The organism is Ruegeria sp. C9 (assembly GCF_056537585.1).
Map to the genome: position 1 here is coordinate 66,865 of NZ_JBQFRU010000002.1, position 26,271 is coordinate 93,135.

The 26,271-nt window shown below is 57.1% G+C and carries 26 protein-coding genes; 16 read left to right on the forward strand and 10 right to left on the reverse strand.

All coding sequences use genetic code 11. The features are described 5' to 3' along the window. Positions 1-22: 22 nt before the first annotated feature. Entirely contained in the window at positions 23-1,279 is a 1,257-nt protein-coding gene (locus tag ACR0NE_RS04460; RefSeq protein ID WP_170595779.1) for a vWA domain-containing protein, read from the forward strand. 3 nt (positions 1,280-1,282) lie between these two features. Here ACR0NE_RS04460 and ACR0NE_RS04465 read toward each other — a convergent pair whose 3' ends face one another. Beyond that, positions 1,283-1,783, reverse strand: a complete 501-nt coding sequence (locus tag ACR0NE_RS04465) for a hypothetical protein (RefSeq protein ID WP_170510628.1) — start codon at positions 1,781-1,783, stop codon at positions 1,283-1,285. Positions 1,784-1,989: 206 nt separating this feature from the next. Here ACR0NE_RS04465 and ACR0NE_RS04470 point away from each other — a divergent pair, with 206 nt between their 5' ends. From ACR0NE_RS04470 to ACR0NE_RS04490, 5 genes are all read left to right on the forward strand, one after another. Then, complete coding sequence (locus tag ACR0NE_RS04470) at positions 1,990-2,958, forward strand: XdhC family protein (protein WP_170421340.1); 969 nt, start codon at positions 1,990-1,992, stop codon at positions 2,956-2,958. Continuing rightward, entirely contained in the window at positions 2,955-3,956 is a 1,002-nt protein-coding gene (locus ACR0NE_RS04475; RefSeq protein ID WP_170595777.1) for a molybdopterin-binding protein, read from the forward strand. Before ACR0NE_RS04470 ends, ACR0NE_RS04475 begins: the two co-directional genes overlap by 4 nt. A gap of 156 nt (positions 3,957-4,112) precedes the next feature. Further along, a complete protein-coding gene (locus tag ACR0NE_RS04480; RefSeq protein WP_170595775.1) occupies positions 4,113-4,598 on the forward strand; it encodes a (2Fe-2S)-binding protein in 486 nt (161 codons plus the stop codon). A 51-nt stretch (positions 4,599-4,649) separates the two neighbouring features. Further along, positions 4,650-7,010 (forward strand): xanthine dehydrogenase family protein molybdopterin-binding subunit, encoded by a 2,361-nt coding sequence (locus ACR0NE_RS04485; protein ID WP_170405437.1) that lies wholly within the window; start codon positions 4,650-4,652, stop codon positions 7,008-7,010. Positions 7,011-7,105: 95 nt separating this feature from the next. After that, a complete protein-coding gene (locus tag ACR0NE_RS04490) occupies positions 7,106-7,897 on the forward strand; it encodes an FAD binding domain-containing protein (RefSeq protein WP_170595773.1) in 792 nt (263 codons plus the stop codon). 47 nt (positions 7,898-7,944) lie between these two features. Here ACR0NE_RS04490 and ACR0NE_RS04495 read toward each other — a convergent pair whose 3' ends face one another. Continuing rightward, a complete protein-coding gene (locus ACR0NE_RS04495) occupies positions 7,945-8,844 on the reverse strand; it encodes a MurR/RpiR family transcriptional regulator (RefSeq protein WP_170595771.1) in 900 nt (299 codons plus the stop codon). Positions 8,845-8,932: 88 nt separating this feature from the next. Here ACR0NE_RS04495 and ACR0NE_RS04500 point away from each other — a divergent pair, with 88 nt between their 5' ends. Beyond that, on the forward strand, positions 8,933-9,706 hold the full coding sequence (locus tag ACR0NE_RS04500; protein WP_170595769.1) for a beta-keto acid cleavage family enzyme: 774 nt from the start codon (positions 8,933-8,935) through the stop codon (positions 9,704-9,706). Continuing rightward, positions 9,703-11,019 (forward strand): aspartate aminotransferase family protein, encoded by a 1,317-nt coding sequence (locus ACR0NE_RS04505; RefSeq protein ID WP_170595768.1) that lies wholly within the window; start codon positions 9,703-9,705, stop codon positions 11,017-11,019. The genes ACR0NE_RS04500 and ACR0NE_RS04505 overlap by 4 nt, the downstream gene beginning before the upstream one ends. Positions 11,020-11,095: 76 nt before the next feature. Here the strand turns inward: ACR0NE_RS04505 and infC are convergent, their stop codons facing one another. The 6 genes from infC to ACR0NE_RS04535 all read right to left on the reverse strand — a co-directional run bounded on the left by infC (position 11,096) and on the right by ACR0NE_RS04535 (position 15,941). Next, positions 11,096-11,686, reverse strand: coding sequence for a translation initiation factor IF-3 (gene infC / locus ACR0NE_RS04510; RefSeq protein ID WP_310793657.1), 591 nt, complete (start codon positions 11,684-11,686; stop codon positions 11,096-11,098). A 116-nt stretch (positions 11,687-11,802) separates the two neighbouring features. Then, positions 11,803-12,636 carry a ferredoxin--NADP reductase gene (locus ACR0NE_RS04515; RefSeq protein ID WP_170595767.1) on the reverse strand — a complete coding sequence of 278 codons (834 nt, stop codon included), beginning with the start codon at positions 12,634-12,636 and terminating at the stop codon, positions 11,803-11,805. A 105-nt stretch (positions 12,637-12,741) separates the two neighbouring features. Further along, on the reverse strand, positions 12,742-13,149 hold the full coding sequence (locus ACR0NE_RS04520; protein ID WP_170393227.1) for a DUF934 domain-containing protein: 408 nt from the start codon (positions 13,147-13,149) through the stop codon (positions 12,742-12,744). After that, positions 13,146-13,907: a phosphoadenylyl-sulfate reductase gene (locus ACR0NE_RS04525; protein ID WP_170595766.1), complete on the reverse strand. Its 762-nt coding sequence runs from the start codon at positions 13,905-13,907 to the stop codon at positions 13,146-13,148. Before ACR0NE_RS04525 ends, ACR0NE_RS04520 begins: the two co-directional genes overlap by 4 nt. Then, the gene (locus tag ACR0NE_RS04530) at positions 13,897-15,561 is read right to left on the reverse strand and encodes a nitrite/sulfite reductase (protein ID WP_170595764.1); all 1,665 of its coding nucleotides are present in this window, start codon (positions 15,559-15,561) and stop codon (positions 13,897-13,899) included. The genes ACR0NE_RS04525 and ACR0NE_RS04530 overlap by 11 nt, the downstream gene beginning before the upstream one ends. Before the next feature lie 65 nt (positions 15,562-15,626). After that, complete coding sequence (locus ACR0NE_RS04535; RefSeq protein WP_170393224.1) at positions 15,627-15,941, reverse strand: DUF2849 domain-containing protein; 315 nt, start codon at positions 15,939-15,941, stop codon at positions 15,627-15,629. Between the two features lie 245 nt (positions 15,942-16,186). Between ACR0NE_RS04535 and ACR0NE_RS04540 the strand changes: the two genes are divergently transcribed. Next, complete coding sequence (locus ACR0NE_RS04540; protein WP_010439761.1) at positions 16,187-16,660, forward strand: Lrp/AsnC family transcriptional regulator; 474 nt, start codon at positions 16,187-16,189, stop codon at positions 16,658-16,660. Between the two features lie 106 nt (positions 16,661-16,766). On the opposite strand, the gene ACR0NE_RS04545 is transcribed toward ACR0NE_RS04540, so the two are convergent. Further along, a complete protein-coding gene (locus tag ACR0NE_RS04545; protein WP_170563490.1) occupies positions 16,767-17,948 on the reverse strand; it encodes a cytochrome P450 in 1,182 nt (393 codons plus the stop codon). Positions 17,949-17,994: 46 nt separating this feature from the next. Between ACR0NE_RS04545 and ACR0NE_RS04550 the strand changes: the two genes are divergently transcribed. The 7 genes from ACR0NE_RS04550 to ACR0NE_RS04580 all read left to right on the forward strand — a co-directional run bounded on the left by ACR0NE_RS04550 (position 17,995) and on the right by ACR0NE_RS04580 (position 25,424). Beyond that, a complete protein-coding gene (locus tag ACR0NE_RS04550) occupies positions 17,995-19,728 on the forward strand; it encodes an ATP-binding protein (RefSeq protein WP_170595762.1) in 1,734 nt (577 codons plus the stop codon). Beyond that, positions 19,725-20,954, forward strand: coding sequence for a sigma-54-dependent transcriptional regulator (locus ACR0NE_RS04555; protein WP_170595759.1), 1,230 nt, complete (start codon positions 19,725-19,727; stop codon positions 20,952-20,954). The genes ACR0NE_RS04550 and ACR0NE_RS04555 overlap by 4 nt, the downstream gene beginning before the upstream one ends. Before the next feature lie 318 nt (positions 20,955-21,272). Continuing rightward, entirely contained in the window at positions 21,273-22,274 is a 1,002-nt protein-coding gene (locus ACR0NE_RS04560; RefSeq protein WP_480438504.1) for a DctP family TRAP transporter solute-binding subunit, read from the forward strand. A 116-nt stretch (positions 22,275-22,390) separates the two neighbouring features. Next, complete coding sequence (locus tag ACR0NE_RS04565) at positions 22,391-23,068, forward strand: TRAP transporter small permease (RefSeq protein WP_170393219.1); 678 nt, start codon at positions 22,391-22,393, stop codon at positions 23,066-23,068. Beyond that, positions 23,068-24,444 carry a TRAP transporter large permease gene (locus tag ACR0NE_RS04570; RefSeq protein WP_170393218.1) on the forward strand — a complete coding sequence of 459 codons (1,377 nt, stop codon included), beginning with the start codon at positions 23,068-23,070 and terminating at the stop codon, positions 24,442-24,444. Before ACR0NE_RS04565 ends, ACR0NE_RS04570 begins: the two co-directional genes overlap by 1 nt. Before the next feature lie 156 nt (positions 24,445-24,600). Next, a complete protein-coding gene (locus ACR0NE_RS04575; RefSeq protein WP_170595757.1) occupies positions 24,601-24,912 on the forward strand; it encodes a DMT family transporter in 312 nt (103 codons plus the stop codon). 65 nt (positions 24,913-24,977) lie between these two features. Beyond that, on the forward strand, positions 24,978-25,424 hold the full coding sequence (locus ACR0NE_RS04580; protein ID WP_170510588.1) for a nucleoside deaminase: 447 nt from the start codon (positions 24,978-24,980) through the stop codon (positions 25,422-25,424). A 9-nt stretch (positions 25,425-25,433) separates the two neighbouring features. Here ACR0NE_RS04580 and tpiA read toward each other — a convergent pair whose 3' ends face one another. Beyond that, positions 25,434-26,183 (reverse strand): triose-phosphate isomerase, encoded by a 750-nt coding sequence (gene tpiA / locus ACR0NE_RS04585; RefSeq protein ID WP_170595755.1) that lies wholly within the window; start codon positions 26,181-26,183, stop codon positions 25,434-25,436. Positions 26,184-26,271 lie beyond the last annotated feature (88 nt).

The window sequence follows — 26,271 nt, forward strand, 5'->3', positions numbered from 1 at the left end:
TCGCAAATATTTCGGGGTTTTGATGGCCGAACAACTCCCACTGGATATACCGGACAACCCCAAGTTGGCCCAGAACATCACCCATTTTGCGCGCGCCTTGCGCAAGGCCGGACTGCCGATAGGAACTGGGCGCGTGGTTGACGCGATCCGCGCGGTGCAGGCCGCGGGGTTTACCGAGAAACGAGATTTCTACTGGACGCTGAATGCCTGTTTCGTGAACCGGCCGGAACATCGAACGGTTTTTGCGCAAGTCTTCCGCCTCTATTGGCGCGATCCGCGGTATCTAGAACATATGATGTCCATGATGCTGCCCGCCATTCGCGGTGTTCAGGAGGAGCGCAAAGCGGATGCGGCTGAAAAGCGCGCGGCTGAGGCGTTGTTGGATGGCGTCGAACGCGACTTGCCAGAATCAACCGAGCAACAAGAGGAAAGCGAGATCGAGATCGACGCAACCCAAACCGCGTCATCCGAAGAACGCTTGCGCAACCTCGATTTCGAACAGATGAGTACATCCGAGATCGCCCAGGCCAAACGCATGCTGTCGCGCCTGAACTTACCGGTCAAACCCATTGAGTCTCGCCGAGGTCAGGCCAGTCACCTCGGTCACCGTATTGATCGCGCTCGGACACTTAGGTCAGCGATGCGTCAGGGTGGCGAACTACGCGATATCGCGCACTTGCAACCCAAACCTCGCTGGCCGAATTTGGTTGCGTTGTGCGATATCTCCGGGTCGATGAGCCAATACAGTCGGATCATTCTGCACTTTCTACACGCGGTTTCGAATGCCAAAGGCGCAGGTTGGGCCAAAGTGCACGCATTCACGTTTGGCACACGCCTGACCAACATCACCCGCCATCTGCATCAACGTGATGTCGATGCAGCGCTGGCCGCTGCTGGGGCCGAGGCGCAGGACTGGGAAGGCGGAACCCGGATCGGAGAATGCCTGCATCAGTTCAATCGCGACTGGTCGCGGCGCGTCATGGGGCAGGGGGCGGTCGTGTTGTTGATCACCGACGGGTTAGAGCGGGGTGATCCCGAGATGCTGGAAAAGGAAATCGAGCGCCTGCACCTGTCGTCGCGGCGTCTGATTTGGCTGAACCCATTGCTGCGCTGGGACGGGTTCGCACCGAAAGCTCAGGGTGTGGCGACAATGCTTCCACATGTCGACAGCTTCCGTGCCGGGCATTCGATTGCATCGCTTGAGGATTTGACCAACGTAATTTCGCAACCCGATGATCAGGGGCAGAAAGCGCGGCTGATGTCCGCGCTTTCAGACTAGCTGTTACGAAAGCTGCTCTTCATTGCACTTCCGTGCCATCTCCATGGCTTTGTAAGTGCCAGTCAGGTCAACGGTGAAGGCGAACTCTTTCTCCGGGAAAACGACCATCACCTTCTTCTTGGCAAGATCATCTGCGAACTGAGGGTCGTCTGACAGAACATACCCGCCCGAATAGCCCTTGGTGATGTTCCCCTTCATGCCGGTGGCTTCTCCGACATAAATATTGTCGCCGATAAGGATGGCAACAGCCTCTTTTTCGCCTTTCTTGATGTTGGTTTTGGCCTTGGTGAAGACACCAACATAGCCAACGCCGCGATCTTCGGTCAGGCCCATCTGCACGACGTTTTCAGCGTCATCAACCGCCTCGATCAGGCAGGATTTCTTGTCCTGATCGATGAAAACCTTCCAGCCTTCGACCTCACCGTATTTCAGAAATGTGTCGGCCCAGCCGGTGCTGGCAGTCAACAGGCCGATCGCTGCTCCGAGTGTAAGAATGCGTTTCAACTGTTTGTCTCCGCTATGAAATATGTTGGGACGATCCCGAATAGGCCCCGGAATCGCATGCAGGCTAGAATGACGCCTTCCAACATTCAACAATTTGTGAATGTGAGTTCAAAATCGGCTTGTTAGCGCCACAAGATCGACCCGCTGAGCGCTTTTCATTGCTCCAAAGCTGACTATGTTGAACCCAAGCAAGGCCGGAGGTCTAAATGGAACGATTCGATAGCAGCCCGGAAACCGCACTAAAATGGTATCGCGCCGGGAAGGGCGCGGCTTTGGCCACTGTGGTTGAGACCTGGGGCAGCGCGCCGCGCCGTGTAGGCGCGCAGTTGGTCATTGCGGGCGATGGTCGGATCGAAGGCTCGGTTTCTGGTGGTTGCGTCGAAGGTGCCGTGATCGTCGAAGCGCTGGAAGCCATAGAGGAAGGCGAGGCAAGGCTGCTCGAGTTCGGTGTAAGCGACGAGGATGCGTTTGCAGTCGGTCTGGCCTGCGGCGGTACGATCAGGGTTTTGGTTGAACCGGTCGGCAAGGTCCTGCCCGAACCAATGCTGGCCGAACTGGTCGCGGCACGGGCGCGGCGCGAACCCTTGGCCTATGAAGTCAACGTCGAGACGGGCCAGCGCGCGTTGCGCCGTAATGCCTATTCCGAACGCTTGCGTATGGACAGGTCCGGGTTCGAAGAGGATGGGCAAACCTTTGTCGCTGTCCACAACCCACCGCTACGGTTGATAGTGGTGGGAGCGGTGCACATCGCCCAAGCTCTGGTGCCGATGGCCCGGATCGCGGGCTATGACCCGGCGATTATAGATCCGCGCGAGGCCTTCGCATCGGACGCACGTTTTCCCGGAGAAACCATCCTGACGGATTGGCCGGATGAGGCTGTGTCAAAGCTGGGTCTCGACTCGCGCACGGCGCTTGTGTTGCTGACCCACGACCCCAAACTTGATGACCCCGCGCTTCAGGCCGGTTTGGCGGCCGATGTGTTCTACATCGGCGCACTCGGATCTAAGCGCACACATGCCAAACGCGTGGAGCGGATGAAGCAGGCCGGGTTCAACGATGACCAGATTTCACTGATCCACGGACCCGTTGGGCTTGATATCGGGGCGGCTGGACCGTCTGAAATAGCCGTTGCGATTCTGGCGCAAATGACTGCGGTTCTGCGAGGCAGAGCGTGAAGTTTGGTCAGGTACCCGTTTCCGACGCCAACGGCGCGATATTGGCCCATTCCGTCAAAGCGGGAAACCGCAAGCTTAGGAAAGGTATAACGCTTTCGTCCGAGCACATAGCCGAGTTGCACCAAGCCGGTCTGACCGAGGTCACAGTCGCGAGACTGGAGCAAGGTGATTGCCATGAGGACGAAGCCGCAGCGCTGCTGGCAGAAGCGCTTGCACCAAGTCCCACACAGGCAAATCTGCGTGTCACCGAAGCCTTTACAGGCCGGGTCAACCTTTTAGCAAATGGACCAGGCGTCGCCGTGCTGGATACCGATGCCTTGCAAAAGTTCAATCAGGTCAACCCGATGATCACGGTTGCGACGGTGCCGCAATATCAGCAGATGGTGGCTGGCGGTATGGTAGCGACGATCAAGGTGATTTCGTATGCCGTACCTCGATCCGACGTTGAGAGTGCGGCCCGTCATGCGCAGGACGCTATTCGGTTATCGGTGCCCAAATACGAAAATGCGGGTCTCATCGTTACCGACATTGCTGGCGGGCCATCTAATGAAAAAGGTATCGCTGCTATTCGTAGCCGGGTTGAGGCTTTGGGTATGAATCTGGCAGATGTTCAGGTGGTGCCGCATCGGATGGGCGACTTAACAGCATCGATTTCGGCCATTCGGGGTGAGATCGTCATGATCCTGACCGGATCGGCCACGTCGGATAAAGATGATGTGGCGCCTGCTTCTGTGCGGGCGGCGGGGGGTATCGTCGACCGGTTTGGAATGCCGGTCGATCCGGGGAACCTGTTGTTTTTGGGATCTTCCGGCGAGCGCCCCATCATCGGTTTGCCCGGATGCGCGCGCTCACCAGCATTGAACGGGGCGGATTGGGTCTTGTCCCGCGTTGCTTGCGGAATCGAAACGACGGGCGCGGACATCGCAGGGATGGGTGTCGGTGGGCTGCTAAAAGAAATCCCGACGCGGCCACAGCCCCGCGCTGCCAAGAGTAAATGACGCAACGGCAATTTTGCCCCGTTTGGTAGACGCATCATTGTTAGAAGGCTGATCAGCGAAACTGCGGAAAAATCAGGCAAATATTTTTGTTCTCAAACGAAATTTACCGTGTTTAACTCTGGCTTAGCAAATAAGCCAAAAAAAGGGGAGGATCTTATGACCAAGGTCTCAATGACCGTGAACGGCGTTGCCGTCAGCGGTGATGCCGAAGGGCGGACTTTATTATCCGGATTTCTACGCGACCACCTGAATTTGACAGGCACACATATTGGCTGCGACACGGCTCAATGTGGCGCGTGCGTGGTGCACGTGAATGGTGAGGCGGTCAAATCCTGCAACATGCTGGCGCTGGAAGCAGACGGCGCGGATGTGGGCACGATCGAGGGGCAGGCGGCCGAAGATGGCACGCTGAACGTGATCCAACAGGCCTTTCAGGATCATCACGGGCTGCAATGTGGATTTTGCACTCCGGGCATGGTGATGAGCGCTGCAGCATTGCTCAAGGATAACCCGCGCCCGACCGAAGGCGAAATTCGCAAGTACCTTGAGGGTAACCTATGCCGGTGCACGGGCTACCACAACATCGTCAAGGCAATCATGGCCGCATCGGGTCAAGACGTTTCCAGCATCGCCGCCGAGTGAGGCGGTTAAGAATTTTCGACGAAAATTCTTTTCCACGGAGGAGAACAAGCAATGCCCAAAGACAGTGGCATCGGAGCCAGTTCCAAGCGGCGCGAGGACGTACGCTTTCTGACCGGAGCAGGCAATTACACCGACGACATCAACGTACATGGCCAGGCCTATGTGCATTTCCTACGGTCCGACATCGCGCATGGCCGGATCACCAACATCGACACATCTGCCGCCGAGGGTATGCAGGGGGTTGTGAAGGTGTTCACCGGCAAGGACTTCGAAGGCGTGGGCGGAATGCCTTGCGGCTGGGAAGTAACCGACCGTCATGGCGCCCCGATGCAGGAACCACCGCATCCCATTCTGGCGCAAGGCAAGGTCCGACATGTAGGCGATCCCATCGCTGCCGTTGTCGCGGACAGCCTTGAACTCGCCCGCGATGCGGCGGAAGCGATTGAAGTGGATATCGAAGAACTCCCTGCCGTGCTGGATATGAAAGCCGCAGCGCAGGATGGCGCTACGCTTATCCATGAGGATCTGAAGAACAACATCTGCTATGACTGGCATCTGGGCGAAGAAGACAATGACAAGGTCAATGAGGTTTTTGCCAACGCGGCCCATGTCACCACTCTGGACCTGATCAATAACCGTCTGGTCGCAAACCCGATGGAGCCGCGCGTTGCGGTGGCCGAGTACAGCCGGGGTACGGATGAGTACACGCTTTACACCACTTCGCAGAACCCGCATGTGATCCGCTTGCTGATGTGCGCATTTGTTCTGGGCTTGCCTGAACACAAAGTGCGTGTCGTAGCGCCTGATGTTGGTGGTGGATTTGGGACGAAGATTTTCCACTACGCGGAAGAGGCGTTCTGTACATTCGCTGCCAAGGCCTGCAACCGTCCGGTCAAATGGACCGCCAGCCGGTCCGAGGCGTTTATGTCGGATGCGCAGGGTCGCGACCACGTCAGCACGATTGAGCTCGCTTTGGACGCGGACAATAACTTCACAGGCCTTCGCACCAACACCTACGCCAATCTGGGCGCGTATCTGTCGACCTTCTCAAGCTCGGTTCCGACTTGGCTGCATGGCACTCTGATGGCGGGCAACTACAAGACGCCGGTCATTCAGGTGAATGTGAAGGCAATGTTCACCAACACAGTGCCGGTGGACGCTTATCGCGGTGCGGGTCGGCCAGAGGCGACCTATCAGTTGGAGCGCGTCATCGACAAGGCAGCGCGTGAACTGGGTGTCGATCCGATCGCCCTGCGTCGCCAGAATTTCATCACCCAGTTCCCGTATGACACACCGGTGGCGCTGACCTACGACACCGGGGATTACAACGGGACGATGGATAAGCTTGAAGCTGCTGCTGATTTGGCTGGCTTTGCCGCGCGACGGGCGGAAAGCGAGGCCAATGGCAAGCTGCGTGGCCTAGGCGTCAATTGCTATATCGAGGCCTGCGGCATCGCGCCCTCGAACATCGTCGGCATGCTGGGGGCCCGGGCGGGTCTTTATGATGCTGCCACGGTGCGGGTAAACGCCACCGGTTCCATCAGTGTCATGGTTGGTGCACATAGCCACGGGCAGGGGCATGAGACTGCTTTCCCGCAGGTTGTGGCCGACATGATCGGCATCGACGAGTCGATGGTCGAGATTGTGCATGGCGACACCTCGAAGATCCCGTTCGGCATGGGCACTTATGGCTCACGCTCGCTCGCGGTCTGTGGTTCGGCCATGGTTAAGGCGACCGAAAAGGTGATCGACAAGGCCAAGAAGATCGCGGCCCACCTGCTCGAGGCGTCCGAGGCCGATATCGAGCTGAAGGACGGTCAGTTCAGCGTCGCGGGCACTGACAAGTCGGTGGCCTGGGGTGATGTGACTCTGACAGCCTATGTACCGCACAACTTCCCATTGGAGGTTGAGCCGGGGCTGGAGGAGACCGCATTTTATGACCCGGCCAACTTCACCTTCCCAGCGGGGGCATATGCCTGCGAGGTTGAGGTGGATCCCGAGACTGGACAGGTGACCATCGAAGCCTTCACCGCTGCGGATGACTTTGGCAACATCGTTAACCCGATGATTGTGGATGGTCAGGTACATGGCGGTATCGGTCAGGGTATCGGTCAGGCTTTGTTGGAAAATTGCGCCTATGACGAGAATGGCCAGTTGCTGAGCGCATCCTTCATGGATTACGCGATGCCACGCGCCGATGATCTGCCGTTCTATGCGGTCGACCATTCCAGCCAGACGCCATGCACCCACAACCCGCTGGGTGTGAAAGGCTGTGGCGAGGCTGGTGCGATTGGCTCGCCACCTGCCGTCGTTAACGCGGTTCTGGATGCGCTGAATTCGGGTGGTAAGGCTGTCGATCACATCGATATGCCGATGAGCCCGTCGCGTGTTTGGACAGCAATGCATGGTTGAGAGGTTCGGGTGCGAGGGGCCAGCCCCTCGCGCTCCCCGAGATATTTATAGCCAGATGAAGGGCGGATCCGCGCTTTTCGGAAAGGAAGAACGAAATGTACAATTTCGAGTTTGAGAAACCCTCGACCATCGCTGACGCGGTTACTGCGTTGGGAGTTGAGGATGCGCAGGCATTGGGGGGTGGGCAAACCCTGATCCCCACAATGAAGCAGCGGTTGGCCGCGCCATCCAAGCTGGTTTCGGTCAATGGAATCGCTGAATTGAAAGGGGTCTGCGTCGAGGATGATGGCTCGGTAGCGATAGGCGGTGCGACAACCCACGCAAATGTGGCCGCTGAAGCTGCTGGTAACTATCCAGCGCTGGCAGCGCTGGCCGGCCAGATCGGTGATCCTGCGGTGCGTAATCGTGGCACTATTGGCGGTTCGATTGCCAACAATGATCCAGCGGCCTGTTATCCGGCGGGAGTGCTGGGTTCAGGCGCGACCATTGTCACCAATAATCGCCAGATAGCGGCGGATGACTTCTTTCAGGGCATGTTTACGACAGCTCTGGAAGAGGGCGAGATTATCACTTCGGTGCGTTTCCCCGTGCCTCAGGCGGCAAGTTATCAGAAGTTTTTGCAGCCCGCGTCTCGGTTTGCGTTGGTCGGGGTATATCTTGCCCGGTTTGCCGATGGCGTTCGGGTTGCAGTAACCGGTGCAAGCGAGGACGGAGTTTTCCGCTGGGCGGAGGCTGAGGAGGCCCTGAACAAAGAGTTCCGCGCGGACGCTTTGATGGGGCTGCACATCAATCCGATGAACATGATTGGTGATCTGCACGGGAGCAAAACGTATCGGGCGCATCTGGTCACTGTTATGACGAAACGGGCTGTCGAAGCTTGCAGCTGATCTGATTGTTGATCAGCTGCGAGAGCCTCGGTGAAAGCCGGGGCTCTTTATTCTTTCCGAACTCTTGGGGGCTTGGCGGGGCGCCAGTAGGCGCCGGTGTCTTCTCTGGCTGTCTGATAGCGTTCCACGCGGTCACGCGCGGCTGATCCCCCTGCGGCAAAGAGATGACCCAGCAGGCATTCAAGCACTGCCATCGCTCCGGAGAAGCTGGAAAAGTGATGTTGCGCGCGGGTACTTACAGGCAGCACGATGTCAGGGTCAACACCAGGGGCGATGACGTCGCTATCCGACAATAGCACGATGCGCATGCCGCGTTTACGCGCAAAACGCATGGATTGTATAGTGTCAGAGGAATAGGGGTGAACGGTAATAGCGAAAAGGCAGTCCGCCTCATCGGCCTCGAGCAAATCATCGATGGCTGATCCCATATGTCGCGGGATAAGCTGAAATCCTGGGTGTGCCATCCGACCCGCATAGTGGAGATAATAGGCCAAAGCATAGCTGGCCCGGGTCGCGGTTATGAAACAGCGATTAGCTGCAATCATGTACTCTGTGACCTGTTGCATCAAATCAGGATCGGCCAGTCGCAGGGAGCGGGCTACGACGTTCAGTTCGTTTTGCGCAAACCCAGCTTGCGCAGCGCTGAATTGGTCCCCCGATTTCATGTGATCCAGCCAGCCCTGACCCAGCCGATCTTCTCGGTCTGTGACAAGGGTTTGGCGAAAGGGGTGTCTGAACGCATCAAAACTGTCGAACCCCATACGTTGTGCCAACCGAACCAGAACGTTTGAACTGACACCGATTTTCTCGGCGGTTAGTCGAACTGGGTCGAGCCCGAAATCGCCGGGATGGTCGATGATGTATTTCGCTGCGGCTTGCATTTGCTGAGGCAAGGTGTCGATTTCGTGCCGAAGCTGCTCGGTCAGTTGGGATGAGGTGTGTTGCATCCGATAAGAAAAACAGATGTTATGAAGAATGCAAATTGAAAACGTTGGCAGGTTGTCTAATTCGGGATCGTGCAAAACAGGTGACGGAATGTCAGAGACTGGTTCGAGGATGGCGGGAAGGCCATATGTGTTGGTGGCTCCGAACGGGGCGCGGCGGGGGCATGGGGATCATCCTGCGCTGCCGATCACAACGGACGAAATCGTCAAAGCTGCGAAGACGTGCAATCGGGCAGGTGCGCAAGGCCTACACCTGCATGTTCGTGATCAGGCGGGTCAGCATTCGCTTGATGCGGGTTTGTATTGTGAAACCATTGCTGAACTGCGTGCTGCGGCCCCTGATATGGACATCCAGATTACGACAGAAGCTGCTGGCGTTTTCGGCGTTCAAGCACAACTTGCTTGTTTGCAAAATGTGCGCCCGGACTGGGCTTCGATTTCGGTGCGCGAGATTGCACGGTCGCCCGAACTTGCGCCAAAGGTCTACGCTCTGTGCGCGGAACAAGGGACTCGTGTTCAGCATATCCTCTATGATGTCGCTGACGTTGAGTTACTGACCCATTGGCAGGCTGGGGGGGTGGTAAAATCGGATCAGGTCGACCGTCTGCTTGTCCTTGGTCGCTATGCCACGGCGCAGGAATCAAACCCGAATGATCTGGATGTGTTTCCGCACAGCGCTGATCCATGGATGGTCTGTGCCTTTGGAGGGCAGGAGCATGCGTGCCTGCAAAAGGCCGCGCAGTTGGGTGGCGATGTGCGCGTGGGTTTCGAAAACAGCCTTGCAGGTCCGGATGGCCAGGCTTGGGTAGACAATGCTGCATCAGTCGCGGCGCTCATTAATCTTCTGAAAAGGACTTCGACATGAGTCACGTATTTCCACGTCACACCAAATCGGAACTGCCTGAGGCCGCTGGTGGTGACGGCTGTTATCTGATCGATTCAACCGGCCGTCGTTATTTGGATTGCGGGGATGCTGCCGTTTCATGCCTCGGCCATTCCAACGCCGCTGTGGTCAAAGCGGTGCAGGATCAGGTGGCGCAGATTGCGTTTGCGCATACGGGCTTTATGACATCGGCACCGGCCGAGGCACTGGCCGATCTGCTGATTAAACACGCCCCCGGCGAACTGGACCGGGTCTACTTTGTCTCGGGCGGGTCAGAGGCGACCGAGGCTGCTATCAAACTGGCGCGGCAGTATTATCTGGAAACCGGCCAGCCTGAACGCCGTCATGTCATAGCGCGCCGACAAAGCTATCACGGCAACACTTTGGGTGCACTTTCGGCGGGTGGCAATGAATGGCGGCGGGCGCAGTTTGCACCGATGCTGATCGAGATGACACATATCGCTCCTTGCTATGAGTACGCCGAAAAGCCTGAGGATGAGAGCAGTTTTGAATATGGTCAGCGCGTTGCGAATGAGCTGGAGGCAGAAATCCTGCGCCTTGGGCCTGAAACGGTCATGGCTTTCATGGCAGAGCCGGTGGTTGGTGCGACGCTTGGGGCTGTTCCGGCAGTCGAGGGGTACTACAAGCGAATCCGTGAAATTTGCGATCAACACGGCGTTCTTCTGATCCTCGACGAAGTAATGTGCGGCATGGGGCGTACCGGGCATTTGTTTGCCTGTGATCATGACGATGTCACGCCGGATATTCTTTGTATCGCCAAAGGGTTGGGGGCTGGGTATCAGCCTATCGGAGCGATGCTGTGTTCGGGTCGAATCTATGATGCGATCCGGGATGGATCGGGCTTCTTCCAGCATGGCCACACCTATATCGGTCATCCGGTTGCGACTGCGGCTGCGCTTGCCGTTGTACAGGAACTTACTTCTCGTGACCTGCCAGCGCGGGCCGGCGTAATGGGGGGCAAATTGCAGAGCATGTTGGAAAACAAGTTTGGCCAACACCCGAATGTCGGGGACATACGGGGCCGCGGCTTATTCCGAGGAATTGAGTTGGTCGAGGATCGGGATACGAAAACTCCGTTTGATCCGTCGCGCGGCCTAGCGGCCAAGATCAAGAAGGCCGCCATGGCCGAGGGATTGATCTGTTACCCGATGTCGGGAACGCGTGATGGACGCAACGGAGATCATATCCTCCTAGCACCGCCCTTTGTCATCGAAGATGACCAACTGGTCGAGCTTGTAGACAAGCTGGATCGGGCGATATCCGCGGTGATCTGATTTAGGCGAGAAGCCAGAAAACAAAGAAGCCCCTCCGATTTCGGAGGGGCTTTTGTCATTCTACAAAAAAGAAAACCTATTTCTGTGGCAGCGGGCCAATCATCATGATCATCTGACGGCCTTCCATCTTGGGCATGTTCTCGATCTTGCCCAGATCCTTGACGTCTTCGGCCACACGTTCCAGCAGCTCACGCCCCAGGTTCTGGTGCGCCATCTCGCGGCCCCGGAAACGCAGGGTGACTTTGACCTTGTCGCCGTTCTCAAGAAACTTGAACACGTTGCGCATCTTGACGTCATAGTCATGCGTGTCGGTGTTGGGCCGGAACTTGACCTCTTTCACCTCGATGATCTTTTGCTTCTTGCGGGCTTCGCTTTCGCGTTTCTGCTGTTCGTACTTGAACTTGCCGAAATCCATGATTTTGCAGACCGGCGGGTTCGCGTTGGGCGAAATCTCAACCAGATCGAGGCCGACATCGGCGGCCATCTGCATGGCCTTTGCGGGATGAACCACCCCGACATTTTCACCTTCGGCGCCAATCAGGCGAATTTCGGGAGCACGGATCTTGTCATTGACGCGCGGGCCGGTATCTCGCTGTGGCGGCGCGTTGTGAGGTCTGCGGGCTATGGGTTCATTCCTTTGATGATTGCAGAATTTCGAGCCCGGAATTTAGACCGGGCTGAGAGGTGTTTCAAGCGGCATAAATTGCAAGCCGCATGAATTTTCCATGAATTTCGTGAGTTTTTGCCGGTTTAGGGTGTCGATAACTCCACCGGCAAACCCCATTAGCCCACAAATGCCTTTTCAATCACGAATTCCTTGGGTTCGGAATTGGCGCCTTCTCGCAGGCCGAACTCTTCCAGAATTGCTTTGATGTCATGGTTGAAGGCAAGGCTGCCACAAACCATCGCGCGATCAGTGTCTGGCTTGATACCACCTTCGATGCCCAGATCGGCAAATACGGTGCCGTCTTTTAACAGCTCGGTTATACGGCCCATCTTTGGGCTCTCTTCCCGCGTGGTGGTGGGATAATAGCGGATCTTGTCGGCGAAACCGTCACCAATCAGTTCGGCCAGCAACTCGTCCTGTTTGACGCCCTCGATCAACTCGCGACCGTAATCCAGTTCAGCTACGTCGCGGCAGGTATGGGTGATGATAACCTCGTCATAATCCTCATAGGTCTGCGGTTCACGCAGCAGCGACGCGAAGGGCGCAAAGCCTGTGCCGGTGGCGAAGAACCAGATGCGCTTGCCGGGCAGCAATGCGTCATGCACCAGTGTGCCAACGGGTTTAGGCCGAAGGATGATCTGATCACCAGGCTGGATGTGCTGCAGTTTTGAGGTCAGCGGGCCATCCTGCACTTTGATCGAGTAGAATTCCAGTTCCTCATCCCATGAAGGCGAGGCGATGGAATAGGCGCGCAGCAGCGGTTTGCCGTTGTCGCCCAGCAGGCCGATCATCACGAACTCACCCGAGCGGAAACGAAGCGATGCAGGGCGCGACACCTTGAAAGAGAACAGGCGGTCGGTCCAATGTTTGACCTCGGTCACAGTCTGGGCGTCGGGCAGGACGGGGGCCTTAACGGCGGTTGCTTCACTCACGGATTTCATCTCTGTCATCATTTCACTGCCGGTCTGCTAAACCGGTATCTCCGTTTAATCTTTGATCCAAGTCAGGAAAAGGGGCAGATTGCCCCTTTCGTATCACAGGTTGGCGATGGCGGGTTAGCCGCGCAGGCGGGCCTGGTAGTTGTTGTCCTGCCAATTGGCACGGGCCAGCCACTGATCTTCGGGCTGCCGGTTCGCCAAGGTGTCATCAATTTCGACTTCGTCAAAGCCGCTACGACGCGCCATGGCGTATTGGTCTGCAAGAACATGGCCTTTTGCCCGCAGGCGACCTGTATAACCTTTCAGACGCAGAACGCGCGCGATCGTAAAGCCGCGCCCATCCGCTGAGGATGGAAAGTCCACGCGCACCATCTGGGCGCTGCCCAGCCGGTCAAACAGTTCATCGGGGTCAGTGTCCGAGGCGATATCCAGTGCAACCACGTCATTCGCTGCATCGTCCAGCGTGACATAGCCATCGGTCCAATCATCGGGGGCAAAGCCCTCGTCGTTTACGATTACGTTCATGTTTTCTCTCCGATGCGCACCATTTTTCCATCAACAAAATGGATGCCGCATTCTTCCTTGTTCTGATCGCGCCAGCGCCCGGCGCGGGGGTCTTCGCCTTCTTTGACCGGCGAAGTGCAGGGCGCACAGCCGATCGAGGGGTATCCTTTGGCCACCAGCGGATGCCGGGGCAGGTTGTTTTCTTCCATATAGGCGCGCACATCGTTGGGCGCCCAGTGGGCCAAGGGGTTGACCTTGATCCGGCCGGTTCCGTCCTCGACCTCGAAAAAGTCCAGCGCGGCACGGGTGCCGGACTGAAACCGTTTGCGCCCGGTGATCCAGCCACAATACCCGGTCAGAGCTTTCTGCAGCGGGAAGGTCTTGCGCAGGTTACAGCAGGCATCGGTGTCACGCAGACGCAACGCGCCATAAGGATCGTCGCGCTGAACATCTTCATCCTCGGCGCGGATGATCTGCACATTGCGCAGGCCCAGACGCTCGCTGACCTCCTGCTGGTATTCCAGCGTTTCGGCAAACAGCATCTGGGTGTCCACGAACAGTACTGGGGTCATCTTGTCGACCACTGCAGCCATATGCAGCAACACCACCGATTCCGCGCCAAAGCTGGAGACCAGAGCAAGCTCCTCGATCTCGTCCAATGCGCCATGCATCACATCATGGGCACTGTGGTGGCGGAAGCGGGCGTTCAGCGCCTCGACCTTTTCGGTCAGTTCGGCGCGGTCAGCCCCCAGTTCCGTTTGGATCAGGTCAAGCGGCATTGGCCTGTGCCTCGGGGTAAAGCGCCGCTTTGAACGGTGCCATGCCAACGCGGCGATAGGTCTGCAAGAAGGTCTCTTCAGCGCTGTCGCGCTGCTCCAGATATGTGTCGACGATGCGCTCGACCGCCGGAACGATCTCGTCATAGGCGAAGCCCGGGCCAGTACGATCACCGATGGCGGCGGATTCGGTACCGTCACCACCCAAAGTGATCTGGTAGTTTTCGACGCCAGCGCGGTCCAGGCCAAGAATGCCGATGTGACCCACATGGTGGTGACCACAGGCGTTGATGCAGCCCGAGATCTTGATCTTCAGGTGGCCGATATCATGCTCCAGTTTCAGGTCTTCGAACCGGGTCGCGATTTCCTGCGCCACGGGGATCGAACGTGCCGTCGCCAGTGCGCAGTAATCCATACCGGGGCAGGCGATAATGTCGCTGATCAAGCCGATGTTGGCGGTCGCCAACTCGTATTCTTTCAGCGTCGCGTGGATCGCGGGCAGGTCGGATTTGTGGACATGCGGCAGGATTACGTTCTGCTCGTGGCTGATACGCAGTTCGTCATAGGCAAACTCTTCGGCCAGATCAGCCATTACGCGCATCTGCTCGGCAGTCGCATCGCCCGGCGTCTGGCCGTGCTTCTTGATCGAGATCGTGACGATCGCGTGGTCCGCGTTCTTGTGCGGCGCGATGTTGGTGTCGACCCACGAACGGAAGACCGGATCGTTGGTGTAGGCACTCTCGAACGAGGCAACCGAACCATCACGGAAGGCTGGAGGCGCAAAGTGGCCTTTGATTTTGTCCAGCAGGTTCATATCCGCGCCTTTGAATTGCGGGCGAACCTTCAAAAAGCGTTCGTTCACTTTGGCACGGATGGCGTCGATACCATGCTCGTGCACGGTGATCTTGATACGTGCCTTGTACTTGTTGTCGCGACGGCCGATCTGGTTCCACACGGAAACGGTGGCCTCAAGATAGGCCAGCAGGTCGTCAAAGGTGACGAATTCCGATAGCTGTTTGCCGATCATGGGCGTACGGCCCAGACCACCGCCAACGATGACGCGGGCACCCAGAACGCCATCACGCTCAACCAATTGCAGACCGATGTCATGCGCCTTGATCACGGCGCGGTCATTCTCGCTGCCGGTGATGGCGATCTTGAATTTGCGGGGCATGAACTGGAATTCAGGGTGGTCGGTCGACCACTGGCGCAGCAGTTCGGCATAGGGGCGCGGATCAGCGACCTCATCCGCGGCGGCACCGGCGAAATGATCGGCGGTCACGTTGCGGATGGTGTTACCCGAGGTCTGGATGGCGTGCATGCCAACCTCGGCCAGTGCGTCCAGCATATCCGGCACGTCGTTCAGTTTCGGCCAGTTGTACTGAATGTTCTGACGGGTGGTAAAATGGCCGTAACCTTTGTCCCATTTCTCGGCCAGCAAAGCGAGCTGACGCATCTGAGCACTGGACAGCGTGCCATATGGAATAGCGACCCGCAGCATATAAGCGTGCAATTGCAGATACAGACCATTCATCAGGCGCAGTGGCTTGAATTCGTCTTCAGTCAGCGAACCGTCAATGCGACGCTCAACCTGCGCACGGAACTGCGCGTTGCGTTCTGCCAAAAATGCTGTGTCGAACTCGGAGTAGCGATACATGTTTAGCTGTCCTTAGTTGCAGCCCCGAACCCGGGGCCTTGAAGGGGAGAGAGAATGGCCTGAGATCAGGCCCGAGGCTGCGGGGAGGTTTCCTGTTTGCCGTGGGCATAGTTGGACGGACCAGTCCGGCGGAAATCCTCCCGAAAATGGGTGGGTTCGGGGCCGTTTTCTCCGGCCACCGCGTCGGCAAGATAGGCGCCGACGATCTTGTTGGCCTGACGCGCGGCATCCAGCAGACGAACCTGCGCGTGAGCTTCGTCCGTGATCAGTTCGGCATCGGACAACTCGCGCGACCATCGGTCATCTTCGGTCTGGTAAATCACATCACCTTCCAACAAGTCGTTGGCGGTGACGACTTTGGGGGTAAAAGCGCGGGCCATCAGGCAAGCTCCTTATTGAAAACCGAGACTTTGTGCGGGTATTGCGCAACTCGGGCGACGCCGGGTTTGTGAATGCGCATATTTGTTTGTTTGACCTGCATCGGATCATCTCGTGACTGAATTGACTTGTGTGCCAATATAGGAAATATTCCCGCCAAATCGCCATATGCGTGAAGAAATAAGAACAGATGTTCTATCTGCGGCGAGTGGAAGAAGATTTGTTCTGAATTGGAAGGGAAATTGGAATGTCGGTGCGAATAGACGACACGGATCGGAAAATTCTAGCCGAGCTGCAACGGGATGCCAGCCAGTCGCTTGACGAAATCGCAGCCCGTGTAGGGAGCTCCAAGACGCCGGTTTGGAATCGCATTCGCAAGCTGAAGGGGGCAGGGGTCATTGGCCAGCAGACCGTATTGCTGGATGCCGAAGCGTTGGGCTTTGAGGCCACATTCTTTGTGCTGATCCGTACGTCGGAACATGAGGCTGAGTGGCAGCAGAAGTTCCTGAAAGCGTTGCGCGATCGTCCAGAGGTTCAGGAAGCGCACCGTTTGGCTGGAGACATCGATTACATTCTGAAAGTGCGCGTCAAGAACGCGCGTGCGTATGATGCGTTTTATCAGGCGTTGATTTCAGAGGTACGGGTGCACAACGTCACAGCCTTGCTTTCGATGGAAGAGATCAAATCGACCACAATGCTGCCATTGAAGTCAGTCGGATAGTTTGAAGCGTGAATGGGGGCGCCGCCCCCGCCGCCCGAAGGCGACTCCCCCAAGATATTTATGGCCAGATGAAGAACGGATCCGGGTTTCTTGACAGGATATTAAGTCAGACCGTTACCATGAGTTTGGTCAGCCCGTGGAAATGGTAGCTGTCCGAATACTGCGGCTCTGCCGTCAGCTTTAGCTTTGGGCATTGCTGGAACAGGATGGGCAGGGCGATCCGCATCTCAAGCCGGGCCAGCGGAGCGCCCACACAGAAGTGAAGGCCACCACCAAAGCTAGTATTGGCGCTTACATCTCGCATCGGGTCGAATGTATCGGATTGGGACCAAGCAGCAGGGTCGCGATTGGCTGCGCCCAGAAGCAAGGCAACTTCGTCACCACGCGCAAAGCGGTGACCGAAGAGTTCAATATCTTCATAGGCATAGCGTCTGAACATGTGCAGTGGTGGATCGAAACGCAGGATTTCCTCGACTGCGCCGTCGATGGTGCCGGGCGTCAGGACATACTGCTGTGTACCCGTCGTCAACATAGTCTTCACGCCATTGCCGATGGCGTGCACGGTGGCTTCGTGACCGGCGTTCAGCAACAAAATGCAGGTCGTGATCAGTTCGTCGCGCGAGAGTTTTTCACCATCTTCCTCTGCCGCGATCAACCGGGTGATCAGATCGTCACGCGGGTCAGTGCGGCGTTTTTCGATGTATTCTTCGAGATAGGTGGTAAAGGCTTGTGTGGCACGGACGGCTTCGTCTTCGGTCTGGCGCGTCCGGTTTGCCTGATACATGGCCACCATGGCGTGCGACCACTGCAACAGTTGCGGTGCCATGTCTTCCGGCACACCAAGCAGACGGCAGATCGTGATCACGGGGACCTGGGTGCAATAGGCCTCCAGCAGATCGAAGGGGCCAGCGGGGAACTGCTTGATCAAATCGTGGCACAACTGTTCAGTGGACCCCTCAAGCGCCGTGATCGCGCGAGAGGTAAACGCCCGCAGTACCAGAGAACGCAATCGAGTATGACGCGGGGGTTCAAGCTCTAACATCGAATGGGATTCGACTTCTAGCCAGGGTGCAAGATGGTCTGGGCCGGGTTTTGCAAGTTCCGCCGGGATTTCACGCCCGAAGCGCCGATCGCGCAGCAGAATTTGCACCGCTTTGTGCGAGACAGCCGCGACAAGGCCGTAGTCTTTCCAGTAGAACAGATCGCCCGACTGACGTGCGCTGTCATAAAAGGGGTATGGGTTTTGCACGAATGCCGGGTCGGTCGGGGATTGGGTCAGCGTCTTCATGCGGTGCAGACTTGCCATGGCGGCTGCTGAATGCAAGACCCTAGATATGCAACGTTTTTGGATCATAGCCGGTTTCTTATGCGCGGTCGGATTGCTGTCAGCGGCGGTCTGGACTTATGGCTATCGTCAGGCCCTGTCGCAACTGAGCGAGAAGGCCGAGGCCGATTTAGAACTGGCCGCCGACCGTCTGAGCACTCAAATGCAGGTCTATCAGGAAGTGGCCGCCTTGATGGCGGACCATCCTGCTTTGCAGGAGCTAGAAACATCAGAACAGCAACGGGCCGCCCGAAAGGTGCTGCTGGATGTGGCAGACAAAACCGCTGCCGTTAACGTTATGTACCTGAATCCGGAGGGTCAGGTTCTGGTCGCGGCCCAACCGGTGACGCAGCGCGATATGTCCGCACATCCGGCCTTCGAGCGCGCCATGCAGGGGGCCCTGGGCAGCGCACATGGGGTCGAAGACGCAAGCAGTGACCGCATTTATTCATACGCGGCCCCATCATTCGGGGATTTGGGCCAAATAGAAGGCGCGTTGATGGTTCTGGCCGATGTGCAGGATGTGGAACAAACATGGCGCGGCAGTACCGATGCGGTGTTTTTCGTTGATACGGATGGGGTTGTCTTTATCTCGAACCGATCGGATCTGCTACTATGGCGCCGCGGGCAAGGGCAGCAAGGGCTGATGTCACCAGAAGGTGAGAATGTCGATTTCGCCTCAACCCGGATTGCGGGATATGAAGTGTGGAAGCTCAATTGGGGTCGCTATCTGCCCCGTCGCGCCCTGCATCTGACGCTCGATCTTCCGGTGATTGCGATGACCGCAGAGATGCTGGTTGATGTCGCCCCGGCGCGCCGGTTGGCGGGGTTGCAGGCGGCGGCGGTTGCGGCGATCTGTTTCGCCTTTGGTGCTTTGTTGTTTCTGGCCTCGGAACGCCGTCGGACACTTGCAGAGGCAAATACCGTGCTGGAAAGCCGGGTCGCGCAACGTACGCGCGCCTTGACGGCGGCTAATAGCGCTTTGCGCCACGAAGTTGCCGAGCGGCAGGAGGCGGAGGCCGCGCTCAAACAAGCGCAGGCCGATTTGGTTCAGGCTGGTAAGTTGAGCGCTTTGGGCAAGATGTCGGCTGGCATCAGTCATGAATTGAACCAGCCCTTGATGGCGATTCAGCAGTTCGCCGACAACGGGTCCGCCTTTCTTGAGCGCGGCAAGGGCCAGAGAGCTGGCGAAAATCTGGGCCGTATTTCCGATATGGCCGCACGCATGGCGCGGATCATCAAGAACCTGCGGGCCTTTGCGAGAAATGAAAGCGAACCAATGGGGCGCGTTGATCTGGTCCAGGTTCTGAACACTGCCACAGAATTGACCGAGGCGCGCCTGCGCGATGAGAACGTCGCGTTGGAGTGGGTGCCGCCAAAAACTGCGGTCTATGCTTGGGGTGGAGAGGTGCGTCTGGTGCAGGTGTTTGTCAACCTAATCAATAATGCAGCGGATGCGATGGTCGATCGACCGACGCGCAGGATATTGGTCACTCTGTCAGGGGGGAAGCCTATTCGCGTGTCGGTGCGGGATACCGGACCCGGCATCGAGGACCCCGACCGCGTGTTTGAGCCGTTCTACACCACAAAAACAGTTGGGACGTCCGAGGGGATGGGTCTGGGGCTGTCGATATCCTACGGTCTGGTTCAGAGCTTCGGGGGGGATATTCGCGGTGCCAACACGGACGAGGGTGCTGAATTCACGGTTGAACTGGAACCCTTTGAAGAAGATGAGGCAGCATGATCCGCAAAGTGCTTTTGGTCGATGATGATGCCGCCGTACGTGAGGCCTTGGCGCAAACCCTCGAATTGGCCGAGTATGAACCGGTCACCGCGGGATCTTTCGTGGCCGCAAAGGATCATATTCATCGTGACTTCGGCGGTGTGATCATCTCGGATATTCGCATGCCGGGGCGGGATGGGTTTCATCTGCTCGCATACGCGCGCGAGGTTGATCCTGAGCTTCCGGTGGTATTGCTGACAGGTGAAGGCGATATCCCGATGGCGGTACAGGCCATGGGGCAGGGAGCATTTGATTTTCTGGAAAAGCCCTGTGCAGCAGCGGACTTATTGGTGGTACTCGAGCGAGCCTTCGCAGCGCGCGCAGAAATTCTGCAGGAACGCGAGCAACGGCGCGAACTTGAGCGTGGCGATCCCGCAGCACGCATGCTGTTTGGGTTGTCAGATCAAGCCGAGGCCTTGCGTGAGCGAGTGCGGAGCGTAGCGCCAACACGGGCCGAGGTACTGGTTACCGGGCCAGCGGGTAGCGGAGTTTCAAAGGTCGCTGAAGTTGTCCATCTGATGTCTCCGGTTGGACAGGGGCCATTTGTCAAACGCCCTGCCTCAGGCCTGAACCCGGATGATTTGTTGCGTGTCTGCAAGGACGCGGCAGGCGGATCGCTGTATCTGGATGAGGTCTCGGCGATGTCGGATGCCACGCAATACGCCGCGCTGGAACTGATCGAACAAGGGACGGAAGCCAGAATCATCGCGGGGGCAACGGCCGATTTGTCGGACCTTACCGCACAGGGAAGGTTCAATGCCGATCTGTTCTATAGGTTGGATGTCATGCAGGTGCGAATCCCGGCCCTGTCAGAACGGCCCGAGGATATCCCCGTCATCTTTCGCCGCTATGTGGCGCAGGCCGCTGAGCAGGCCGGGATTGCGGAACCTGAAGTGACACCCGAGCATCTGGCCTCGTTAATGGCGCAGGATTGGCCGGGCAATGCCCGATCGTTGATGTCGGCGGCAATGCGGTTTGTGTTGGGGATGCCGGATGAGGTTGCACAGGCCGCTGATCTGGGATTGAGCGAGCAATTGGCGCGTGTTGAGAGGTCTTTGCTGATTGCAGCCCTTGGGCGCCACAATGGCAAGGCTGCGGATGCCGCCAAAGCACTGAAGCTGCCGCGCAAAACTTTTTATGACAAGCTGACCCGCTACCACATCAGGCCAGAAGACTATCGTCGTTAGCAAAACACTTCCGCTGGGGCGGGCTGCGGCTGCGCTGCGGCTTAAACGAGCGATTCGCTCGCATCGATTCGGATATTGTGCGGAAATTCGCACAAGGTGCTGACTGCCTGTGCGAAAAATCGCACAGCGTAGTTCTGCCGAAACACCAGATTTATAACGAACATCATTTAACCGTAAGAAATTATTTGGAAAAAACAGATTTCAGCAACATCTAAACAAAATGTTGAGAGTGAGGAGCCGATTCGGTTCACTCCGCAACATACGGCGCTGATTAGGCGCTCGATGGAAGTTTTAGGGAAGTCTGGGAGGATAAGACTGATGAAATTCCTGACAACGGCAGCAACTGCAATCGCACTGTCCGTGACAGCGACCGCTGGTGTAGCAGCTTGCGATGATGGCGAGATCGTCGTGAAGTTTGCGCATGTGACCAATACGGATAAACACCCCAAGGGCATCGCCGCTTCGCTGCTTGAGCAGCGCGTCAATGACGAGATGAACGGCGTGATGTGCATGGAGGTTTATCCGAACTCCACTCTTTACAACGATGACAAGGTTCTTGAAGCGATGCTGCAGGGCGATGTGCAGTTGGCGGCGCCCTCGCTGTCGAAGTTTGAGAAGTTTACAAAGCAATTCCGCCTGTTCGATCTGCCGTTCATGTTCAAGAACATCGATGCTGTGGATGCGTTCCAAGCCTCGGCTGATGGTCAGGCGATGAAAGACAGCATGCAGCGCCGCGGCCTTCAAGGGCTGGCATTCTGGCACAATGGCATGAAGCAGATGTCTGCGAACAAGCCGTTGGAAGATCCTTCGGATGCGAACGGCCTGAAGTTCCGCGTTCAATCTTCGGACGTATTGGTTGCCCAGATGGAGGCTATTGGTGGCAGCCCTCAGAAGATGGCGTTCTCAGAAGTGTACGGTGCTCTGCAACAGGGCGTTGTTGACGGGCAGGAAAACACCTGGTCGAACATCTACGGCAAGAAGTTCTTCGAGGTGCAGGACGGCATCACAGAAACGAACCACGGTATCATCGATTATTTGGTTGTAACCTCAGTTGACTGGCTGGACAGCCTAGAGCCTGAAGTTCGCGATCAATTCCTGACGATTCTCGCCGAAGTGACCGAGACTCGCAACAAGGAGGCCTTTTCCGTAAACGAAGCTGCCAAGGCTTCGATCACTGACGCAGGGGGCATCATCCGGGAACTGAACCCCGAGCAGCGCCAGGCCTGGGTCGATGCGATGAAGCCAGTCTGGGATAAATTTGCCGGTGACGTTGGTCAGGACAAGATCGACGCCGCACAGGCGATCAACGCCGGGTTCTGATACCGGTTCAAGCCACGCGTCCGGGGACTGGGGAGTTATGGACGCATAGGCTGGGCGGGCCTTAGTGGCCCGCCACACTCCCACCACTCTCATCAAAAAAATGCGGGGACAGAGAGATGTCTGGTGCGAAACCTGGCCAAGGCGGGCTGGTCGACCATATCGAAGAAACCATGATTGCGTGCCTGTTGGGTCTGATGACAATTGTCACCTTCGCCAATGTGATCGCGCGGTTTGTATTCAATTCTAACATTCTTTGGGCGCTGGAACTGACAGTATTCACCTTCGGTTGGTTGGTGCTGCTGGGTGCGTCTTATGCAGTGAAAAAGCATGCACATCTGGGTGTTGATGCGATCCTGAACATGCTGGCCCCCGCGCCACGCCGGGTTTTGGCGCTGATAGCCGTGGCTTGCTGTCTGGTGTTTTCTCTGCTCCTGCTCAAGGGTTCGTATGACTACTGGGCAGTGTTTGCCGATCTGCCGCCCACCTCGGGTCGCTGGTTTCCGACCGGCTTTGACATGAGTGCGCGCAGCCAGAGCTTCTATGAAGTTGATGATATCCCGATGGTCGCGCCGCTGCGGTTTCTGGAAGATATGATCAACTATGGCGAGTATTACGAGAAACTGCCCAAGGTCGTTCCGTATTTCGTTCTGCCTCTTTCGATGTTGCTGCTGGTGATCCGTTTTGCACAGGTCGCAGTACAGATTTGGCGCGGTGAAACTGATCGCCTCGTAGCTAGCCACGAGGTTGAGGACGAGATCGAAGAAGTCCGCGCCCAGCAGGGGGAGCATGACTGATGGACGTCGTACTACTTTTCTCGATGGTCATTGGCCTATTGTTGATCGGAGTTCCGATTGCGGTGGCACTTGGTCTCAGCTCGACCCTCTTCCTGCTGATCTATTCCGACAGCTCATTGGCTTCGGTCGCTGGCACGCTGTTCGAGGCATTTGAGGGGCATTTCACCCTCTTGGCTATCCCGTTTTTCATTCTCGCGTCATCTTTCATGACCACAGGTGGAGTGGCGCGGCGGATCATCCGGTTCTCGATCGCTTGTGTAGGGCACTTGCCCGGAGGTCTGGCAATTGCTGGCGTCTTCGCTTGTATGTTGTTTGCGGCCTTGTCGGGTTCGTCTCCGGCGACAGTTGTCGCAATCGGGTCGATCGTCATCGCTGGCATGCGTCAGGTGGGCTATTCCAAGGAATTCGCCGCCGGTGTGATCTGTAACGCAGGGACACTGGGCATTCTGATTCCGCCATCAATCGTGATGGTGGTCTATGCGGCAGCCGTGGAGGTTTCGGTCGGGCGGATGTTCCTTGCAGGCGTTATTCCGGGTTTGATGGCCGGTCTGATGCTGATGATCACCATTTACGTCATGGCCAAGGTCAAGAACCTTCCCAAAGGCGATTGGAAAGGTTGGGGCGAAGTCTTCACCTCGGCGCGCGAGGCCGGTTGGGGTCTGTTCCTGATCGTCATCATCCTCGGCGGTATCTACGGAGGTATCTTTACCCCGACCGAGGCCGCGGCTGTTGCTGCCGTCTATGCGTTCCTGATCGCAAGTTTTGTCTACAAGGATATGGGTCCGCTCAGCACCGAAGGGGATGCGCAGAACATCTCGCTGCTCAAGAAACCCTATGCGTTGATCACGGCCTTTGTGCACCCCGACACCAAGCATACGCTGTTCGAGGCCGGCAAGCTAACCGTTACGCTGCTTTTTGTGATCGCCAACGCGCTGATCCTGAAACATGTGCTGACGGATGAGCAGGTGCCTCAGCATATCGCAAGCGCCATGCTATCGGCGGGTCTGGGGCCAGTAACTTTCCTGATTGTGGTCAACGTGATCCTGCTGATCGGTGGCCAGTTCATGGAGCCCTCAGGTCTGCTGGTCATTGTGGCCCCGCTGGTCTTCCCGATTGCCATCGAGCTGGGCATCGATCCTATCCATCTGGGCATCATCATGGTGGTGAACATGGAGATCGGGATGATCACTCCTCCGGTCGGGTTGAACTTGTTCGTAACCTCGGGCGTAGCGGGTATGCCGATGATGAGTGTTGTGAAGGCAGCGTTGCCGTTCTTGGCCGTGCTGTTCGTCTTCCTCATCATGGTTACGTATATCCCGTGGATTTCGACATTCCTGCCCAACACATTCATGGGGCCTGAGATCATAACCAACTAGATCGGTTACACCGAACATATGAACCGGGCGGTGTAATCAGCCCGGTTTTTTTGTCTTGAAACTGATGCCCAAGCGCATATCTGAAGGTCAGAGGACGACCTCACCATCATGGACGATTATTCGGGACGACCCGATCTCGGAAAGTGAGGTGTTCTTATGCCCTGGATATTACTGTTGTTTGCTGGCCTGCTCGAAATCGTCTGGGCCGTCGCGATGAAGCAGACCGCTGGTTTCACGCGGCTGTGGCCGACGGCGATCATGGGTGTTGCGATGATCGGGTCATTTGGCCTGCTTGCAATGGCCATGCGGGATCTGCCGCTTGGTACCGCCTATACGATCTGGACCGGGATCGGCGCAGTAGGGGCGTTCACTGTTGGCGTCCTTTTCCTGGGCGAAGCGCTGACGCCCATGCGGATCGGCGCTGCGGTTCTAATCGTGACGGGTTTGGTCATCATGAAACTGGCCTAAGCGTTGACCGCCAGATTGGTGTCGGGCAGCTTTGCGAAACAACTCCGAACAAAGGACACCTGCATATGCTGACCGACACCGATGCACGCTTGCTGCGCGTTGCCTATGATGAGGCGAAAGCTGGATTTGACGAAGGAGGCTGCCCAATCGGTTCAGTGCTTGCGCGGGGTGGTGAGGTCGTTGCGCAAGGGCGTAATCAGCGTGTCCAACTGGGCGACCCGATTGCCCATGGGGAAATGGATGCGCTGCGCAAGGCAGGGCGGCAGAAGACCTATCGCGATACTGTGCTCTATACCTCGCTGTCGCCTTGCATGATGTGTTCTGGCACGATCGTACAGTTCGGTATCCCGCGTGTTGTGATCGGAGACACCGTGAATTTTGGCGGCAATGAGGACTTCCTGCGCGATCGCGGTGTAGAGGTCATCATCGCAGATGACCCGGACTGCATTACATTGATGAAGCGTTTTATCGAAGAGAAGCCCGCGCTTTGGGCCGAAGATATTGCCGAATGAGGTTGGCGATCAGGCGCGTTCAAGCGCCTGAATGATGCCCGAGAAATCATTTGCTTTCAGACTGGCGCCACCCACCAACGCTCCGTCAACATTTGAAACGCCAAAAATCTCGGCAGCATTACCGGGTTTGACCGATCCGCCATACAGCAGGCGGACTGACCGGCCGACACCTTCGCCAAATCGGCGTTCCAGACGTGCGCGTATGAAATCGTGCACTTCTCCGATCTCTTCCAAAGTTGGAACCTTGCCGGTGCCGATGGCCCAGATCGGCTCATATGCGACAATCAGGTTCTCGCCTGTCGCTTGATCCGGGATCGAACCCGACATCTGTCCACCGATGATATCCAGAGTATTTGCTGCTTCGCGCTGCTCAAGGCTTTCACCGACGCAGATGATCGTCTTCAGGCCTGCATCCATGGCGGTGCGGGCTTTGGCACGGATGTCTTCGTTCTGCTCAGCATGATCTTCACGGCGCTCGGAATGGCCAAGGATCACTGCGCTTGCCCCTGCATCCAACAGCATCTCGGCACTCAGATCCCCGGTATGCGCACCCGAGAGCGCCGCGTGGCAGTCTTGGCCACCAACGGTAATGCCCGAACCTTCAACCGTATTTGCCGCGCGATGAAGCAAAGTGGCTGGTGGGCATATCAGGATTTCTACCGCAGAAGATGGGTGCGAGGCTTTCAACGCTTCCAACTCGCTCAGCGCAACGCCAGTTCCGTTCATTTTCCAGTTGCCTGCCGCCAACTTACGCCGCATCGCGATCCCTCCGGTTTTCTGCTTTGAATCCTCGGATATCACCCGCAGGCGGGGCTGACAATTCCGGTTGCATAGCGCTACGTGTCGG

What these genes read in the sequence shown, in the direction of transcription:
- ACR0NE_RS04575 (WP_170595757.1), top strand. Translation starts at nt 24,601, where the DNA reads ATGCCCTGGATATTACTGTTGTTTGCTGGCCTGCTCGAAATCGTCTGG.
- ACR0NE_RS04515 (WP_170595767.1), bottom strand. Translation starts at nt 12,636, where the DNA reads ATGACAGAGATGAAATCCGTGAGTGAAGCAACCGCCGTTAAGGCCCCC.
- ACR0NE_RS04505 (WP_170595768.1), top strand. Translation starts at nt 9,703, where the DNA reads ATGAGTCACGTATTTCCACGTCACACCAAATCGGAACTGCCTGAGGCC.
- ACR0NE_RS04500 (WP_170595769.1), top strand. Translation starts at nt 8,933, where the DNA reads ATGTCAGAGACTGGTTCGAGGATGGCGGGAAGGCCATATGTGTTGGTG.
- tpiA (WP_170595755.1), bottom strand. Translation starts at nt 26,183, where the DNA reads ATGCGGCGTAAGTTGGCGGCAGGCAACTGGAAAATGAACGGAACTGGC.
- ACR0NE_RS04520 (WP_170393227.1), bottom strand. Translation starts at nt 13,149, where the DNA reads ATGAACGTAATCGTAAACGACGAGGGCTTTGCCCCCGATGATTGGACC.
- ACR0NE_RS04565 (WP_170393219.1), top strand. Translation starts at nt 22,391, where the DNA reads ATGTCTGGTGCGAAACCTGGCCAAGGCGGGCTGGTCGACCATATCGAA.
- ACR0NE_RS04555 (WP_170595759.1), top strand. Translation starts at nt 19,725, where the DNA reads ATGATCCGCAAAGTGCTTTTGGTCGATGATGATGCCGCCGTACGTGAG.
- ACR0NE_RS04580 (WP_170510588.1), top strand. Translation starts at nt 24,978, where the DNA reads ATGCTGACCGACACCGATGCACGCTTGCTGCGCGTTGCCTATGATGAG.
- ACR0NE_RS04460 (WP_170595779.1), top strand. Translation starts at nt 23, where the DNA reads ATGGCCGAACAACTCCCACTGGATATACCGGACAACCCCAAGTTGGCC.
- ACR0NE_RS04495 (WP_170595771.1), bottom strand. Translation starts at nt 8,844, where the DNA reads ATGCAACACACCTCATCCCAACTGACCGAGCAGCTTCGGCACGAAATC.
- ACR0NE_RS04470 (WP_170421340.1), top strand. Translation starts at nt 1,990, where the DNA reads ATGGAACGATTCGATAGCAGCCCGGAAACCGCACTAAAATGGTATCGC.
- ACR0NE_RS04490 (WP_170595773.1), top strand. Translation starts at nt 7,106, where the DNA reads ATGTACAATTTCGAGTTTGAGAAACCCTCGACCATCGCTGACGCGGTT.
- ACR0NE_RS04535 (WP_170393224.1), bottom strand. Translation starts at nt 15,941, where the DNA reads ATGGCCCGCGCTTTTACCCCCAAAGTCGTCACCGCCAACGACTTGTTG.
- ACR0NE_RS04525 (WP_170595766.1), bottom strand. Translation starts at nt 13,907, where the DNA reads ATGCCGCTTGACCTGATCCAAACGGAACTGGGGGCTGACCGCGCCGAA.
- ACR0NE_RS04540 (WP_010439761.1), top strand. Translation starts at nt 16,187, where the DNA reads ATGTCGGTGCGAATAGACGACACGGATCGGAAAATTCTAGCCGAGCTG.
- ACR0NE_RS04530 (WP_170595764.1), bottom strand. Translation starts at nt 15,561, where the DNA reads ATGTATCGCTACTCCGAGTTCGACACAGCATTTTTGGCAGAACGCAAC.
- ACR0NE_RS04485 (WP_170405437.1), top strand. Translation starts at nt 4,650, where the DNA reads ATGCCCAAAGACAGTGGCATCGGAGCCAGTTCCAAGCGGCGCGAGGAC.
- ACR0NE_RS04550 (WP_170595762.1), top strand. Translation starts at nt 17,995, where the DNA reads ATGCAACGTTTTTGGATCATAGCCGGTTTCTTATGCGCGGTCGGATTG.
- ACR0NE_RS04545 (WP_170563490.1), bottom strand. Translation starts at nt 17,948, where the DNA reads ATGAAGACGCTGACCCAATCCCCGACCGACCCGGCATTCGTGCAAAAC.
- ACR0NE_RS04570 (WP_170393218.1), top strand. Translation starts at nt 23,068, where the DNA reads ATGGACGTCGTACTACTTTTCTCGATGGTCATTGGCCTATTGTTGATC.
- ACR0NE_RS04560 (WP_480438504.1), top strand. Translation starts at nt 21,273, where the DNA reads ATGAAATTCCTGACAACGGCAGCAACTGCAATCGCACTGTCCGTGACA.
- ACR0NE_RS04480 (WP_170595775.1), top strand. Translation starts at nt 4,113, where the DNA reads ATGACCAAGGTCTCAATGACCGTGAACGGCGTTGCCGTCAGCGGTGAT.